The sequence below is a fragment of the Paenibacillus polymyxa genome (genome assembly GCF_018614975.1).
Lineage (GTDB): Bacteria > Bacillota > Bacilli > Paenibacillales > Paenibacillaceae > Paenibacillus > Paenibacillus polymyxa_E.
This window is the reverse complement of record NZ_JAGGNR010000014.1, coordinates 26575-43987: the sequence shown is the minus strand read 5'-3', so window position 1 is coordinate 43987 and position 17413 is coordinate 26575. Positions and strand designations below refer to the sequence as shown.

The window sequence follows — 17413 nt, the reverse complement described above, 5'->3', positions numbered from 1 at the left end:
CGAGGAGATGCACCAGTCAACCGCCTGTGTTGATAACAAACATTTATTATAGAACATTGGCATCCATATGGAAAGCAGTCCAAGTGTCCAAGGAGGATTTTAGTGGTGAATCTGACCCCTGATGAATATGTAAATCATTTATTTCAAGAGGATGAGCTTCTGCTGAAAGTGAAAGAGGCCATACGTTCGAACGGCATGCCTGAGGTTTCGGTTGCGGCGGCGTATGGTCGTTTGCTCACATTTCTAGCCAAGACATCCAAAGCAGAAGCTGCGCTCGAAATCGGCGTGCTGGGCGGTTACAGTGGGATCTGCATTGCACGCGGATTGGGTGAGAGTGGAACCCTGACTTCGCTGGAACTGAAAGAGGGATATGCGGCAATGGCGCGTGGACATCTGGAAGAAGGCGGATTTGGCGAAAAGGTGGAGTACCGCATTGGCCCGGCGGCAGATAGCCTGGAGCAATTGGAGCAAGAAGGTCGCACATTTGATTTCTTCTTTATTGACGCAGATAAGGAGAATTATCCGGTATATCTTGATTATGCGATTAAGCTGGCCCGACCAGGTGCTGTCATTGTAGGTGATAATTGTTTCCTGCGTGGTCGTACACTGAATCCGGACAAGCAGGGCCCGGCCGTGCTTGCTGTTCGTCGCTTCAATGAACAGATGGCAAGCGACCCGCGTCTGGTGACGACGATGTTGCCCGATTACGATGGGCTGGTACTTGCCTGGGTAAAGTAAAAGTGGATATTTCCTAAAGATAAAACTCCGATGGAACACGCTCTCACGCTTTTATGTTTGTGAGGGGATCGTGATTCTGTACGGAGTTTTTTTTGTGTGAAAAATATTGATTGTTGAGAATGAGTTTTTATTGAGGTTTATCTAAAAATGAATTGATTTTTTAGCGAAGAAGAGATCATAACTAACTTTCAGATGATTTTATGGTAATATTGTATATAAGAAGTTATAAATTTCTATATATGGAGGTGTTAAATTGAGACCTTTATTCATTTTTCTTTCTTTGCTTCTGATCTCAGGTTTCGTATTTCATTTTCTTAACGTATACACGCCCTTTTTAATACTGCCAGTTTATATTTTACTTATTGCGATACTCGTTTTTTTGATTTTTTATCTTTTTAGGTATTATTTTACTAAATAAGAATGTATTTGAAATTAATCAGAGAATTTATAAAAAGAGTGATTATAACACTAAGGAGGATACTTTTTATGAAGAAACAATTCACTGCACTTTTGATGTCGTTTTCACTTTTGGTAGGAGGCGCTGTTACAGTCTCAGCAGATTCATTAGAAGGAAAAGAAAATTTAAATAACATTGCAGAAGCTCGGGCCTATATAACGAAGAGTAGTTCTGAAATAGCGAATGAGTTGGAGAACTTAAAAATGTCTAAGGAGAATGTAACTCTGATTGAAATTCATGATGTTATTGAGAGTTATTATGAGAACAATCCCGCACCCTTAGAATTGGCTAATGATGACTCGATTTCTCTAGAAGATGTATTTCCAAATGAATCACAAAAGAATGAGTTAAATAACGAGGAAACATTCAGTTTAAATGAGTTTATTTCACAGCAAAAAGAAAACGAGGAAGTCATAAGTTTCTCAACAGAAACTACAAAAACAGATGTTTATGTTGATAAATCAGGAATTTTTATTTTAGATTCTGAAATTGACCCTAATAGTGCCATCAGAGCAGCTGCGTGGAGCTACACCGCTAACGAAAGGACGACCGGATCAGCTTATAATGCCTTAGGTCTAAAAATGTTTGATCTTTGGGCATCGGGAAGTTTTAGATATGATGGTTCAAAGGTAGAGGTTGCTACTAAAGATGGTGGTTACGAACGTAAATTCTGGGGATCGACATTGGAGTTAACTGATAGAGGGATGGGACTTTCAAGAACGGTGGATCTTGAAGGGTACAAATACGCGGAAGTGTATAGCAGACTTAGAACAGAATCGACTCTTGGCTTTAGATGGTTTGGGCTTACACTTACTGATACTACTGTAGAGGTTAAAATTGGTAGTACAGTTAATGGTAATGTGTATACTGGAGGTGGCTCCATTTAAAAGTAGAAGCGTACTTGAATTAATAGCCCACCGCGATGTGGAAAAGTAATACACAAAATCTGAAAACACACAAAGAAGAGACGACACACCTTTAATCACAGGGAGTATCGTCTCTTCTTTGTCCAGATTTATAAAAGATGAGTGCTTTCTTATACTTCAGGTGTTCCGTACGTTTCAAACCATTTTTTGATGGTGTCAAAATCATCACTGAAGGACAAACCCAGCATCAATAATACACGAGCTTGTTGTGGACTCAGGTTGTCGCCTGCAATGATACCTTTGCCGCCGCCATACACACTTCCTGAACCCGTCCGAGTGGTGGTCACAAAGATGACACCTTCTTCAATGGCTTTGGTACGAGCTTGTCCCATAGCTCTGGATATACCGCCAGCTCCGGTACCGGAAGTCACGATTCCTTTGGCGCCGCTGCTCACGAATCCTTCAATGGCTCCGCCGCCAGCTTCTTGATATGAGATCGCAATTTCTACTTTGGCCAGATCTGCCTTTGTGATTTTACTTAGATCAAATACGGGCTTTGCGGTACCTTCAGGTTTCAAGGCACGTACAGGAGCACGGTAGATTCGAATGTTTTCTTCATCAATATATCCTACAGCTCCGAGCATCGGCGTTTCAAACGTATCTGTACGATAATCATTCGTCTTGGTTACACCGCGAGCAAGCTGGATTGTGTCATTCAACATGAGTACTGTGCCAAATGAAGTGGTACGACCACTGCCTGCAAGTTTGATGGCGTTGTACAGATTGGCTTGAGCGTCAGAGCCGATGACGGTCCATGGACGCATGGAGCCTGTGATGACGACCGGTTTGTCACTCTGAACAGTCATATCGAGGAAATAAGCGATTTCTTCCATTGTATCTGTACCCGTGGTAACGACAACACTGTCGTACATTGCCAGAGCTTTGTCTACCGTCTGCGACAAGTCATAGAGGTCAGCCATGCTATAGGAACCTGAACCTGAGTTTCCGAATTGGAGCGTGCTAACATCAGCAATCTTCTGTTTATCCGGTAAGGCGTCTACCATCTCTCCAATGGGAAGGGTACCTGCCTTGTAATTCTGGAAGCTGGTGGCATCCTCGGATTGACCGGCAATCGTTCCGCCAGTTCCGATCACCAATACATTAGGAAGTGCAGATTGCTTGGAAGAGTCTGGTATTGCAGGGATGGAAGTATTGCGAGCCGGAGTAGTAGTTGCTGTCTGAACAGCAGCTGTTGTGCCTTTCACCTCTACCGTAGCTGCGTGCGCGGCGTAGGTTCCAATGGGGGACAACGAGATGGTTAGTGCTGTTAAAGCTGCGGTACTCCATACGGCCCAGGGACGAAGATTGGATGTTTTACTCATGAATAGCACTCTCCTTCAAGTCAGTGTGATGTTAAGTTTGTTAAGAAGAATATGTATACCATTTCAAATTGATTGTATTTCATGTTAAATAATATGACAAACGTAGATAATGATAGAGTAATCGGTTACATTTATAGATAATGAAAGTAAAATGATTGTTTATAAGGAATTATGAAAGAATATTCATTTTGATAGAGATATATAAGAGCTGGTTTTAGTTGTTTTGAAGAGAAATATGTCTTTATTGTGTTAGTTAATATTACATAATGAGTCTTTTGTCCTGATAAAACGAAGTGTTTTAATAAAAGAATGTCGAATCGGGACCCATATCAGAAGTAGGTAACAGAATGAGAGGATGATAGTAATGCATATTAGGTAATGGGGCTCAATTACGGTCTAAAGAGTGGTTTCGTAATAGAGTTATGTTTATAATAGGAGTGATCAACATATGTAAATAAATATATAATATTGATTGGAGGAGAAACGATGAAACAGGCACCGAGAAAGTATGCAAATTACATTCCGATTCGGGAACTGGAGACTTTGGAAGAGAGGTTATCTCCCTTCAAGGTGTATGCAGAACTTCGTGATAATACTCCAGTCCGATATGATGAGCATCGAGAATGTTGGGATGTTTTTGGGTATGAAGATGTGAAGTACGTTCTGAAAAATCCGAAACTGTTCTCTTCTGCACGTGATCGTGCCAATACGAGCATGTTGACGACAGATCCTCCCAAACACAAACAGCTGCGTGATCTGGTGAACCAGGCGTTTACACCCAAGGCAATTGAAGCATTGGCTCCGCGTATTCAGGAAATCACAGATGAGTTAATTGCTCCACACCTGTCAGAAGGACATATGGAACTTATTGATGACCTTGCAACACCATTACCCGTCATTGTGATTGCGGAATTGATCGGAGTTCCTGCGGCGGATCGTCAAAAATTCAAAGACTGGTCTGATGTGTTGGTGAAAGGCGCACGTGACGATAGTGAGCAGGCCTTCCAGGAGTTATTGGAGGAGAAAAAAAGAAATATGCAGGAGTTGCATATCTATTTCACTGGCATTATGGAAAAACGTCGGTTGCAGCCAAAGGATGATCTGATCTCATTACTGCTTGCTGCGGAGATTGATGGTCAGCAATTGACTTCAGATGAAGTGGTAGGCTTCTGTATTCTCTTGCTTGCTGCCGGTAATGAAACAACAACCAACCTGATTACCAATGCGGTTCGTATTCTGTCTGAACAACCTGAGCTACAACAGGAGCTGCGCGAACATCCTGAACGGATTACTTCTGCGATTGAAGAGACGCTGAGATATTATCCGCCTATTGTTGCGATTGGGCGGGTCGCCAAGGAAACTGTAGAGTTGAATGGTCAGACGATTCTAGCTGGAGAGCAGGTGATTTCCTGGGTTGGAGCAGCTAATCGGGACAGTGCCCAATTTGAAGACCCGGAAGATTTCGTCTCTGATCGCAAGCCGAACAGGCATATGGGCTTTGGTTTTGGCATTCATTTTTGTCTGGGGGCACCACTCGCTCGTTTGGAGGCAAGGGTAGTTCTTCATACATTGCTTCAGCACATGGGAAACATTCAGCTTGTGCCGGGAACGGCTCTGCAACCGATACAAAGTGCCTTTGTGTTTGGTGTGAAGCATTATCCGATGCAATACAATCTAATAAATAAATAATGAATAGCACATGAATGACAAAAGCCGCTCTCAGGCCAATTAGGCGCTGGAAGCGGCTTTTTCAAATGAAACAGTAAGATGGACTATTGAAGGAATGGATAGGGAATCAGGATTCCTGAATAGAAGCAGGTTTGTTATACAATTTGAATCTGACCCAAACCATATTAAGCAGCAGCAGTCCACCAGATACGATAAACAGACCTTCGATCCCAATGAACCCTGCCATAAAACCTCCAATGATCGCTCCAAGCATGTTGCCCAGTGCCAGAGTACTCGTATTAAAACTGAATGCACGGCTGATCATGCTATCGGATGTATAGGAACGAATCAGGGCATTAACGCTCGGAAGCAGGCCACCCATGAACACACCCATCATGAAACGAACAAGAATGAGCTGCCACACGGTCTGAACAAATGCCTGCGGAATAAGCATGAGTCCTGTCCCTATGAGGGAGAACGTCAGCACCTTGTGAGGGCCGATCCGGTCACTCAGCTTCCCGAGAATCGGAGACATAGCCATATTGGATAGTCCTGTAACTGCACCGACAAGTCCTGCCCAGAAGGCCACATTTACATCCGAAGCATGCAATTTTTGCACATACAGCGGCAAGAGTGACATGGGGCTAATCATCGCAAACTGCAACAGAAACGTCACAGCAAACAATGCGGGCAGTTGAGGTGACTTGTTCAATTCCTTCAGACCGGACAATACGGATTGTGCCGGCAGTTTGGCTGCTTCTTGACGGTCAAACTTCTCCCTCACCAGGAACATGGCGAGCATGGAAGCGACAAAGATCAGTCCACCTGTAATGTAGAAAATGGGGCGGAAGCCTACTGCATCCGCTAACAAGCCACCGATGAGTGGACCCAGGATGGTGCCGGCAACCTGCCCGGACTGACTGATTCCCATGGCAAAACCCATCCGGTCTTTCGGAGTGGTACCCGATATCAGCGCAACAGCTGCAGGATTGAAACCGGAGATGGTACCGTTAAGCAGACGCAATAAGAGAAGCTGCCAAGGATTCTGTGCGAGACCCATAAGTGCAATTACGATGGCCATTCCGAATCCCGAACGCAGCAGCATAACTTTTCGACCATACTTGTCTGATAACTTGCCCCAGAGTGGTTGGAACAAAAATGAGGTGAGGAAATTGGCTGCAAAAATAAATCCCGCCCATATGCCAATTTCATGTTCGCCAACAACGCCCAGATCTCTTGCAAGATAAAGAGACAAAAAAGGGGTAATCATGGTCATGCCCGAATTGACCAAAAATTGTCCGAACCAAAGCACAATGAGGTTTACTTTCCACGTTTTCAAAGTGCTTTCACTTCCTTTCAAAGATATTTCTGTAATTCTCAAAAAAACACCATTCTTTCATTATAACATAATTGGCATATGAGGGATGGGTGTAAGGAATGTCATAGTATTGTCACGTAGAACGCATCTGCATGTGGTTGTTACGGCTGTTTAAAAAGGGCATAATGGTAATTATGAGTCCAAAAACTATTGGAGGCTTCTTACATGAGCTATAATGATCGACTGATTCGGGCAAGTTTCAAACAACAGGTAGACCGTGTCCCGGTATGGTACATGCGTCAAGCTGGACGTTACGATCCTGAATATCGCAAAATTAAAGAAAAGTACTCCTTGTTAGAAATCTGCAAACAACCCGAGCTGGCGGCTGAAGTTACACTCATGCCGGTACGCAAACTTGGTGTAGATGCGGCTATTTTGTATTCCGATATTATGAATCCGGTTGCCTCATTGGGCATTGATTTTGACATTGTAAAAAATATTGGACCGGTAATCGATAATCCTATTCGTTCGGCTGCAGATGTGGATCGGCTGCGTCCCATTGACGTAGAAGGGGATCTGTCACATATTCTGGAAACCATTCGAATACTGGATAAGGAGCTTGATGTGCCTCTGATTACATTTGCGGGCGCACCATTCACGATTGCGAGTTATCTGATTGAAGGCCGACCTTCGAAAGGGTATATCCGCACCAAAACGATGATGTACAGCGAGCCTGAGGTGTGGCATAAGCTGATGCAGAAGCTTGGTGATATGGTTATTACATATGTCCGTGCGCATATTGCGAATGGCGGTAAGGCATTCCAGTTGTTTGACAGCTGGGTTGGAGCACTTTCTCCCAAAGACTTCAGAACATATGTATTGCCTACGATTACCCGTATCTTTACCGAATTATCGGATTTGAATGTACCGAAGATTTATTTCCCTGGTGTTGCATCCGGCGAGTTGTTGCCAGCACTGCATCATCTGCAAGCCGATGTAATTGGACTGGACTGGAGAGTATCCATTTCGGAAGGGCGTCAACGTCTTGGTGGCAAATTTGCAGTACAGGGTAACCTGGACCCATATGTGCTGACTGCGCCGATGGAACTGATCAAGGAGCAAGCCAAAGTGATTATTGACGAAGGAATCAAGGAGCCGGGTTATATTTTCAACCTGGGACACGGATTATTTCCTGAAGCATCGCTAGAGAAGCTCAGAGAACTAACGGCTTATATTCATGAATATTCTGCCGAAGCAATGAAGACTGGGGTGACGGTAACCAATGACTAATACTGTAGGTGTACTGGTGATGTCTTATGGCACACCAGAAAATATGGAGAGTGTTGAGGCGTATTACACACATATCCGCAGAGGACGTCCGCCTGAACCGGAGCAATTGAAGGAACTGACGGATCGTTATGAAGCCATTGTTGGCGGTGTTTTCCCGCTTCGGGAGAACACGGACAATCAGGTCAAGGCCCTTCAGGAGACATTAAACCGCGATGAGCGTGGCACTGATGTGGAATTCCGTTGTTATCAAGGACTGAAGCATGCCTATCCGTTTATTGAGGATGGCGTGGAGCAGATGGCGAAGGATGGAATTCAGACAGCGATTGGCATTGTACTGGCTCCTCATTTTTCCACAATGAGTGTAGGCAGTTATATCAAACGCGCGCGTGAAAAAGCAGAAGAGCTGGGCGTTCATATGTCCTTTATTGAGAGTTATCACTTGCATCCGAAGTTAATTCAGGCGTTGTCCACGCGTGTCAGTGCCAAGTTGGATGCGTTCGAAGAAGCTGGAGCAAAACGCGGAGATGTGAAGGTGTTGTTCAGTGCGCATAGCCTGCCGGCACGTATTGTAGAGATGGGTGATCCATACCCCCAACAATTGCTGGAGACTTCGGAAGTGATTGCCTCACGTGTAGGCATAACCAATTGGCAATTTACGTGGCAGAGTGCCGGACGAACAGCTGAGCCTTGGCTCGGACCGGATATTCTGGATACGTTACAGGAGCTTTCTCGTGAACAGGTAGAGGATGTACTTGTGGCACCAATCGGGTTTGTCTCGGATCATCTCGAAGTGCTCTATGATCTCGATATTGAGGCCAAATCGATTGCCAAAGAGATCGACATGCGCCTGATGCGTATTGATTCTCTCAATAGCGATCCTCTATACATGGAGACGTTAAGCGACGTTATTATAAGCCAATGGCAGCAAGGGTCGGATGAGTAATGGTGGGGGATAAGAAACGCCATGTTGTTGTTGTCGGCGGTGGCCTCACCGGCCTCAGCGCGGCATTTTATATCCGCAAGCATTATCGGGAAGCGGGAGTTGAACCCGTGATTACTTTGGTCGAGAAAAGCTCGTCCATGGGAGGCATGATTGAGACACTGCACCGGGATGGATTTGTGATTGAAAAAGGGCCCGATTCTTTCCTGGCTCGCAAAACAGCAATGATTGACCTGGCTAAAGAATTGGAGATCGATCATGAACTGGTCAGTCAGAATCCGGAGTCGAAGAAAACGTATATCATGCAGCGTGGCAAACTTCATCCTATGCCAGCAGGACTTGTTCTCGGTATTCCGACAGAACTAAGACCGTTCCTAAGAAGTGGGCTGGTCTCTCCGGCAGGCAAACTGCGGGCGTTGATGGATTTTGTCATCCCGCCGCGTCGTACAACAGAGGATGAATCGCTCGGTTATATGATTGAACGCCGTCTTGGAGCAGAAGTGCTGGAGAACTTGACGGAACCACTGCTCGCGGGAATCTATGCAGGTGATATGCGGCGATTGAGCCTCCAGGCTACCTTCCCGCAGTTCGGAGAAGTAGAGCGCTATTACGGCAGCTTGATCCGTGGCATGATGACGGGTCGCAGACCGGCTGAGACGCATACCGGAACGAAACGAAGTGCTTTTTTGAACTTTCGCCAGGGACTTCAGAGCCTTGTTCATGCACTCGTCCATGAGTTGCAGGATGTGGATCAACGTCTGAACACTGCGGTGAAGTCGCTGCAACGCCTTGATGGAGCGCAGACCAGATACCGTGTTGAACTTGGTAATGGCGAAATGCTTGAAGCCGATGATGTAGTGGTTACTGTGCCGACATATGTCGCGTCGCAGCTGTTGAAGCCTCACGTGGACACAGCGGCACTGGATGCGATTAACTATGTGTCTGTAGCCAATGTAGTGCTCGCTTTTGAGAAAAAAGAGGTGGAGCATGTATTCGACGGGTCGGGTTTCCTCGTTCCGCGGAAAGAGGGCCGGAATATTACGGCTTGCACGTGGACATCGACGAAATGGCTGCATACCAGCCCGGACGATAAAGTATTGCTCCGTTGTTATGTTGGTCGCTCCGGTGACGAACAGAACGTAGAGCTTCCGGATGAAGAACTGACAAATCTGGTTCTCAAGGATCTGAGAGAGACGATGGGTATTGAAGCAGTGCCGATCTTCTCCGAGATTACAAGGCTTCGTAAATCCATGCCACAGTATCCCGTAGGACACCTCCAACATATTGCCGCCCTCCGTGAGGAGCTTGGCAGCAAATTACCGGGTGTGTACATTGCAGGTGCAGGTTATGAGGGCGTAGGCTTGCCTGATTGCATCAGACAAGCGAAGGAGATGTCTGTCCAGGCTACACAAGAGCTTGCAGCAGATTAAGTACAGCAAGAGAGCTGTCTCAAACGTAGAATTATCTACTGGAGAGATGGCTTTTTTTATATGAAGATCTGGAAGCTAACCGAGTTAATACCCTTTCAATCGATACAGTTCCAAGGAATGATGGAAATCCAGAATATGCCTGATATAATGGTATGTATGGCTGTGAAGAAGAAGAGGAGTTGCTTATGTATCCCCCAAGATCAGAGCGAAGTGTAAAGAAGAAAAAGGGCAAACACACCCGCAATACAATCATCTGGACAGTTAATATTGTATTGATCATGGCAATTGGTCTGGTAGGCATTTTTTATGTCATTAATACACGTCAGCAACAGGCAGACCAGCCAGTGAAGCAAGAAATAGTCGATAAGGATCAGCCTTCCATTGCTGACGATGCCAAAGGCGGGGATCAAGTAAGTTCACCAGACTCGGAATCTGATGAGACTTCGGAAGAAGAACCCGAAGCTACGGATGAAGAGGCAACCGCGGATGCAGATAAGACATCCGGAGTAGCGACACCTGACACTTCAGGCAATACCAATAGTGGGAAAGCCGAATCCGGAACGAAAAAACCTGCGGCAGATTCGACACCGTCCGGCACCAAGGGAAATGCAGGTGTGGATCAGGAATCCGGGACGTCGAAACCCACCAATTCAGCGAAGGATGTCACCATTAACTTTGTTGGTGATATTCAATTCTCGGGCAAAGTTGCTGAACTGCTGGATAAGAACGGTTATGATTATCCCTTTGCCAAACTCGGCAGATTATTCAAGGATGATGATCTTACCATCGGCAACTTGGAGACACCGATAACCCTGGGTGGTACTGGTGCAGCTGACAAAACATATGTGTACAAATCTTCGCCCAAAGCATTGGCGGCAATGGCCTCTGCGGGTTTTGATGCTGTCAATTTGGCTAACAATCATATTCTGGATCAGGGCGCAGAGGGCTTGGTGGATACGTTAACTTATCTCAAGGAATATGGCATAGCTCACACCGGGGCAGGTATGAACAGGGATGAGGCCTATGCACCAGCATATCTGGAACGCAAAGGTATGAAGATTGCATTGCTTGGGTTCTCCCGAGTTGTACCGGAAACGAGTTGGAAGGCGGAAGGCAATCGGGCTGGCGTGGCTGAAGCCTATGATTCCACAGGAGCAGTCAAAGCGATCCAGGAGGCCCGTAAGAAGGCTGATCTGGTAATCGTGGTTGCACATTGGGGAGAGGAACGTGTAAGTACTCCGAATAGTGACCAGACCCGATTGGCTCATGAGTTTGTAGATGCCGGCGCTGATCTGGTCATAGGTGGTCATCCTCATGTGTTGCAAGGGTTGGAGTACTATAAGGGGAAGTGGATTGCATACAGCACGGGAAATTTCATTTTCTCCAGATCAACAACCGAAGAGACTTGGAAAACGGCGGTATTTCAGGCTCGCTGTAGTCGCGATGCAGCTTGCAGCATGAAAGTTATCCCTTATGAAGCCGGGCTTGGTCAGGCCATTCCGATGATTGATGAGGCGAACAAACTGCTGTTGGAACAGATGGCAAAGCTCTCCCCGGGTATTCGATATGATGGGAATGGAGTCGCTTCGCCTAATTAAGAACCTTTTTGAGGAGGGAATCGAATGAACAACCTTTGTGTAGCGCACCGTGGATTTGCTTCTATTGCACCAGAGAATACGATGGCTGCATTCCTGATGGCCATGGAACGGCCTGAAGTTCAGTGGATGGAGCTGGATGTGCAGTTGTCGCGTGATTCTGTGCCGGTGGTCATTCATGATTTTACAGTGGATCGTACGACGAATGGCAAGGGTTTGGTTCGGGAAACCGATTGGGCTGATCTGCAACGTCTGGATGCCGGAGCTTGGAAAAACAAGTCTTACAAAGGCGAACGGATTCCGGCGCTGAGTGAAGTGTTAGATCGCTCGTGCGGCAGAGTACGTTTGAACATTGAACTGAAAACGCAGGGAGACATGTACCCGGGTCTGCCCGCGGCTGTTATACATGAAGTGAGAAAAAGACATATGCAAAATGATGTTGTGATTACCTCATTTGAACCAGGCGCTCTGATCGAAGTGAAGAAACTTGCACCGGAGATCCAGACGGGGCTGATTATCGATGCACGACCAGGTGATCTGTTAACCGCCCTGCGGCAGATGAATTGTACATTCCTCTCGATTGGATACACCAATATAGACAAATCCTTAATGAACGAGATGCGTAGTGCAGGCATTCAGGTGATGGCTTGGACAGTGGATGACAAGACCATTATGAAGAAACTGGCGGCAGTTGATCCAGAACTCATGTTATGTACGAACCGTCCTGACGTATGGGAGTTGGCATTTCAGGAGACGAGCAGCCGATTTTTCAGACCCTAACTTTCCTATATGCACTAATGAATCCGATAAAGGTGGTAATATACCCATGTTGACTAACATTCGCAATGTATACTGTGTAGGACGCAATTATAAACTTCATGCGGAAGAATTGGGTAACGCGGTTCCGGATGAGCCAATGATCTTCATGAAACCTTCTCATGCAGTCGTGTCCCTGAATGGTGAAACGCTTGAATTGCCTGCTACCAAGGGTGAAGTTCACTATGAAGCTGAATTGGTCGTGCAAATCGGCCGGAGTTATGAGCCAGGTATGGCTGTAGATGAGCTGGTGGATGCGTATGCGTTTGGTATTGATTTTACGTTACGTGACGTACAGACCGTAATTAAGAAAAAGGGCCACCCGTGGACAGCAGCCAAAGGGTTCAAAAATTCCGCTCCGGTTACTGCATTTCAGGCATTCCCGGGTGCGGCAGCATTACTGGAGAAAGACTTTACATTGACCAAAAATGGTGAGGAAATCCAGCGTGGTAACATTCGTAACATGATCTTCAGTTTACAGGATATTGTGGATTATGTAGGTCACCATTACGGCCTGGGGCCGGGCGATGTCATTTTTACAGGAACACCGGAAGGTGTTGGACCAACACAAGCAGGAGATGTGCTCGAACTGGCATGGGACGGCGAATCCTTGGGTGCCTGCACGATTGGAGCAGCGCAATAAGATTTACACATCATACCTGCTTGAGATGAATAGGGTACAAGAAAGGGGCGTGCATACGCTCCTTTTTGCCATGTTATTCGTGGCAACTTTATATTTTCATCGTACGGATAGGTTGTTAATTACGTCAGGCTGTAAGCTGTATTTGCGCTCTGCGTGACCAACTCTTCCAGTTCGGCTATTTGAGCAGCATGTTGCTTCGAGCTGATACTTCCGCTTGCGAGCCGTTCATCCAACTGCTCTCTGAGCTGTCTTACTTGTATAGCAATAACCTCATCAAAGTTTCCGTTGTTTTCTTCCGTAATCGTCCTCAGTGATTTGCCGTTGTACAGTTCCTGATACAGATCAGCTTCTGAAGCCTGATTGAGAGCGCTGAGCAGCTCGTCATTGCTTCCCTCACGAGTATCCAGGTCAACGATGGACCACTTGGCAGTAGGTATGGGAGAGATGGCGGATTGGCCCCATGCTGTTCCGGCGAAGGACATGGTGACAATCATTGTGCCTATAATAATGACTGTTTTCATATTCATATGGATCATCCTCATTTCTGTAGTTGAGTACGAACTGAATCGTAACTTGTCGTAGATGTATTTATTGATGTATCGATCTAAGAATAGTGTAAACGGGAAACCTGAAGTGAAACTTAAAACAGGATAAGTAATTTCAACATAGCAGAGAATGAGTGAAAAAAGAAAAGATAATTATCTTGTTTTAACATTTTATCTATAACCTGTTATGGCACTTCTACACGAGGCCGAAACAGGTTTTTTGTGTGCTGGCGTAAGGAGTTTCGGCATTGGGATCAAACCGTGGTATAATTGAATTTCAAAAATACAATTAACGTCATGTGGGCTGTACATATGCTGCATGCAGGAGACATTATGGATTGGATTATTGGCGCCGTATGCGCTTCTATGGTGGCAGGTGCTGCCTATGTGAAAAAGTCGCTAACCCTGTCTGGCTGCCTCGCAGCAATCATGATGGGAACGATATATTACGGAGCGGGTAACCTGTTCTGGTTTGGCACGTTATTGTTGTTTTTCATTACTTCAACGTTGCTCTCCAGGTTTCGTAAGGATCGGAAGCAGGAGCTGGAGAAATCCTATGCCAAGTCAGGAAATCGGGATGCCGGGCAAGTGATGGCTAATGGTGGAATGGGCATGTTCCTCTGTCTGGGATACTGGATATTTCCACATCCGGCATGGATATATGCTTTCATTGGTGTAATGGCTACCGTTACATCGGATACATGGGCAACCGAAATTGGAAGTCTCAGTCGCAAGCCGCCGCGCTCTGTTCTCACCTGGAAGGTACTTAAGCCAGGTGCTTCAGGAGGAGTCTCACTTCTTGGCACCGTGGCTGCAGCCGTAGGCGGGGCTCTGATTGGTGCGGGAGCATTCTTGTTTTCCTGGATCGCCGGGATCGAAGGACTTAGTCTGTTTAGTTGGACTTTTGTCGGTCTTGTAGGCGGGTTGGCAGGTGCATTTGCTGATTCCTATCTGGGCGCAACGGTGCAGATGATGTATCGTTGCAGTGTGTGTGGCCGTGAAGTTGAAGTACATGAACATTGCGGGCATCCAACGGTTCGGGCTCGTGGCTGGGCATGGATGAGTAACGACCTGGTGAACGTGCTTAGCTCGGTGATCGGCGGATGTGTGGCAATTGGTTTAGGTAACATTTTGGCGTTGTAGGGGGAGTACATTTGAGCACTGTACAGGGAGACAAATCGGAGGCTATTTTGGATGCGGCCTATGGTATTTTTGGCTCGAAAGGTTTTTATGAGACCAAAATGTCTGATATTGCAGACGAAGCCGGCATCGCAAAGGGTACCATTTATTTATATTTCAAAAGCAAGGAACAATTATTTATCGCAGTATCCAAGCGGGACTGTAACAGCTTTATCAGCCGTCTTGAATATGCTTTGAACTCGCATGAGAACACAGGTGATAAACTTGGAGCAATAGCCAAGACCCACCTTACGTATTATTATGAGCGCCGCAATCATACCAAGCTCTTTTTTATGGCACCCAATAATGATCCGGATCTGATGAAATTCATGAAGGCATTCATGAATCAATACATGAGTATGGTGTGTGAGGTACTGGAGAGTGCAAGTGTACCTGAGCCTGTTTTGCTCGCTGAAGCATATATCGGAATTCTGGACCGGCTGAAGATGGATATCATGTTGAATCCGGAGTTTAATGAGGAACATCTGAACAAACGAATTGCTTTTGCAGCAGCATTGTTTCTGGACGGATGCCGTTCTTTTTTACAAGTTTAAAGTAAGTGGGCGGATGTACGTAATATTGAATTTTAATTTACAGAGAAGTGGGTACGAGCAATGAACATAATGACGGTAGAGCAAATTGCAAAAAGTTATGGCGAAAAAATATTGTTCAAGGATGCTTCATTTGGCATGGCTGATCAGGACAAGATTGGTGTCGTTGGGGTAAATGGAACCGGAAAATCCACGTTTTTGCGTGTGATATCGGGTATGGAACCTGCAGACGCGGGACAGATCTCGATCGGTAATGACGTACGTATTCAGTTCCTGGCACAAAATCCGGACTTCAATCCGGATAATACGGTACTGCAACAAGTATTCGAAGGTAACAGCATGGAAATGAAAACCGTGCGTGAATATACGGAAACGATGGAATTATTGGAACTGAAATCCTCCGATCCAGCGTTGCAGGAGCGATTATTACTTTTGAATCAGCAGATGGAGCAGCTTCAGCTCTGGCAGATGGAGAGCGAAGCGAAGAGCATTTTGTCCAAATTGGGTATTCGTCAATTCGATGCGCTAATGGGCACATTGTCTGGTGGACAACGCAAAAGGGTAGCCCTTGCTGCTGCGCTGATTCACCCTTGCGAACTGCTTATTCTGGATGAGCCGACGAACCATATTGATAATGATTCGGTCGTATGGCTCGAGCAGTACCTGCAGAAGCGCCGCGGCGCGCTGCTTATGATTACGCATGATCGGTACTTCCTGGATCGTGTGGCGAATGTCATGCTCGAATTGGATCATGGAGGTTTGTTCCGGTATGAAGCCAACTATACACGCTTTCTGGAACTGAAGGCGGAGCGGGAAGAACGGGAAGCCTCTTCCGAACAGAAACGCAAGAACTTGCTTCGGACGGAGCTCGCATGGATTCGTCGCGGTGCCAAGGCACGGACGACCAAACAAAAAGCTAGAATTGATCGCTTCGAACAACTCAAAGACCAACAAGGAGTTCAGCGCTCGGGTTCATTGGAAGTATCGGTTGGATCTACTCGTCTGGGTAAAAAGATTCTGGAGATCGAGCATCTTTCCAAATCCGTCGGTGGTCGCAAACTGATCGAAGATCTGAGCTATATAGCCGTACCTGGAGATCGGGTAGGGATTGTCGGACCGAATGGTAGTGGTAAGTCCACACTGTTACAGATGATATCTGGTAAGCTGGAACCAGATGCAGGCGTGGTTGACGTGGGTCCTACGGTCAATTTGGGCTATTTCACGCAGGAACATCAAGAGATGGATGAATCTCTGCGTGTCATAGAATACATCAAGGAAGTGGCCGAGAATGTGAAAACAGCCGATGGCTCTCTGATTACAGCATCCCAGATGCTGGAGCGGTTCCTGTTTACTCCGGCATCCCAGTGGACGCCAATCTCACGTCTGTCTGGTGGAGAGAAGCGTCGCCTGTATCTGCTGCGTGTGCTGATGGCTGCGCCGAATGTATTGCTGCTGGATGAGCCGACGAATGACCTGGACATCCAGACACTCGCTGTACTGGAAGACTATCTGGACGATTTTCCGGGTGTTGTCTTTGTGGTATCCCATGATCGCTATTTCCTTGATCGTACTGTGGATAAAGTGCTTTCTTTTGAGGGAAACGGTGCTGTACGTGTACACGTCGGCGACTACAGTGAATATGCAGAATGGATGCTGAAAAATGCACCTGGAGTTACTCAGGAAAGTGACACAGGAGCAGCGAAGGTGAAGCAGTCATCGGAGAAAACAACTCCTGCTGTGTCAGCGGCCAAACCGAAGTTGAAATTCAGCTTCAAAGAACAACGTGAATACGACCAGATTGATGAAAATATTGAGAAGGCTGAAGCCAATCTTGTCCGGATTAACAAAGAGATGGAAGAGTCATTTAGTGATTCTGCCCGTCTGCAGGAATTGATGGCAGAGCAAGCAGAGGCTGAGCGCCATCTGGACGAATTGATGGAACGCTGGACCGTTCTGAATGAACTTGCAGAGCAAATAGAGCAGAGCAAGTCTTGA

General features: G+C 46.2%; 15 protein-coding genes. 12 read left to right on the top strand and 3 right to left on the bottom strand.

Going from position 1 to position 17413, the window contains the following annotated elements; genetic code table 11:
• Positions 1-105 precede the first annotated feature (105 nt).
• Positions 106-738, top strand: coding sequence for an O-methyltransferase (locus tag J7E78_RS13370; protein ID WP_215076667.1), 633 nt, complete (start codon positions 106-108; stop codon positions 736-738).
• A 486-nt stretch (positions 739-1224) separates the two neighbouring features.
• On the top strand, positions 1225-2082 hold the full coding sequence (locus tag J7E78_RS13365) for a hypothetical protein (protein ID WP_215076665.1): 858 nt from the start codon (positions 1225-1227) through the stop codon (positions 2080-2082).
• A 149-nt stretch (positions 2083-2231) separates the two neighbouring features.
• On the opposite strand, the gene J7E78_RS13360 is transcribed toward J7E78_RS13365, so the two are convergent.
• Positions 2232-3443, bottom strand: a complete 1212-nt coding sequence (locus J7E78_RS13360; RefSeq protein ID WP_215076664.1) for an asparaginase — start codon at positions 3441-3443, stop codon at positions 2232-2234.
• 486 nt (positions 3444-3929) lie between these two features.
• Here J7E78_RS13360 and J7E78_RS13355 point away from each other — a divergent pair, with 486 nt between their 5' ends.
• Entirely contained in the window at positions 3930-5132 is a 1203-nt protein-coding gene (locus J7E78_RS13355) for a cytochrome P450 (RefSeq protein WP_215076662.1), read from the top strand.
• Between the two features lie 106 nt (positions 5133-5238).
• On the opposite strand, the gene J7E78_RS13350 is transcribed toward J7E78_RS13355, so the two are convergent.
• On the bottom strand, positions 5239-6450 hold the full coding sequence (locus tag J7E78_RS13350; protein ID WP_076249916.1) for an MFS transporter: 1212 nt from the start codon (positions 6448-6450) through the stop codon (positions 5239-5241).
• A gap of 204 nt (positions 6451-6654) precedes the next feature.
• Here J7E78_RS13350 and hemE point away from each other — a divergent pair, with 204 nt between their 5' ends.
• From hemE to J7E78_RS13320, 6 genes are all read left to right on the top strand, one after another.
• On the top strand, positions 6655-7719 hold the full coding sequence (hemE, locus tag J7E78_RS13345) for a uroporphyrinogen decarboxylase (protein WP_215076660.1): 1065 nt from the start codon (positions 6655-6657) through the stop codon (positions 7717-7719).
• Positions 7712-8662, top strand: a complete 951-nt coding sequence (gene hemH / locus J7E78_RS13340) for a ferrochelatase (protein ID WP_036609705.1) — start codon at positions 7712-7714, stop codon at positions 8660-8662. Before hemE ends, hemH begins: the two co-directional genes overlap by 8 nt.
• Positions 8663-8664: 2 nt before the next feature.
• Positions 8665-10089, top strand: coding sequence for a protoporphyrinogen oxidase (gene hemY, locus J7E78_RS13335; protein ID WP_215077101.1), 1425 nt, complete (start codon positions 8665-8667; stop codon positions 10087-10089).
• 185 nt (positions 10090-10274) lie between these two features.
• Positions 10275-11687, top strand: a complete 1413-nt coding sequence (locus J7E78_RS13330; RefSeq protein ID WP_215076658.1) for a CapA family protein — start codon at positions 10275-10277, stop codon at positions 11685-11687.
• 24 nt (positions 11688-11711) lie between these two features.
• A complete protein-coding gene (locus J7E78_RS13325; RefSeq protein WP_215076657.1) occupies positions 11712-12464 on the top strand; it encodes a glycerophosphodiester phosphodiesterase in 753 nt (250 codons plus the stop codon).
• Positions 12465-12510: 46 nt separating this feature from the next.
• Positions 12511-13143, top strand: coding sequence for a fumarylacetoacetate hydrolase family protein (locus J7E78_RS13320; protein ID WP_215076656.1), 633 nt, complete (start codon positions 12511-12513; stop codon positions 13141-13143).
• Positions 13144-13262: 119 nt separating this feature from the next.
• On the opposite strand, the gene J7E78_RS13315 is transcribed toward J7E78_RS13320, so the two are convergent.
• Positions 13263-13670 carry a hypothetical protein gene (locus J7E78_RS13315; RefSeq protein WP_215076654.1) on the bottom strand — a complete coding sequence of 136 codons (408 nt, stop codon included), beginning with the start codon at positions 13668-13670 and terminating at the stop codon, positions 13263-13265.
• 351 nt (positions 13671-14021) lie between these two features.
• Here J7E78_RS13315 and J7E78_RS13310 point away from each other — a divergent pair, with 351 nt between their 5' ends.
• The 3 genes from J7E78_RS13310 to J7E78_RS13300 are packed head-to-tail and all read left to right on the top strand — an operon-like array spanning position 14022 to position 17413.
• Positions 14022-14831, top strand: coding sequence for a DUF92 domain-containing protein (locus J7E78_RS13310; protein ID WP_215076653.1), 810 nt, complete (start codon positions 14022-14024; stop codon positions 14829-14831).
• Positions 14832-14842: 11 nt separating this feature from the next.
• The gene (locus J7E78_RS13305; protein ID WP_017689402.1) at positions 14843-15421 is read left to right on the top strand and encodes a TetR/AcrR family transcriptional regulator; all 579 of its coding nucleotides are present in this window, start codon (positions 14843-14845) and stop codon (positions 15419-15421) included.
• Positions 15422-15481: 60 nt separating this feature from the next.
• Positions 15482-17413, top strand: a complete 1932-nt coding sequence (locus tag J7E78_RS13300) for an ABC-F family ATP-binding cassette domain-containing protein (protein WP_215076651.1) — start codon at positions 15482-15484, stop codon at positions 17411-17413.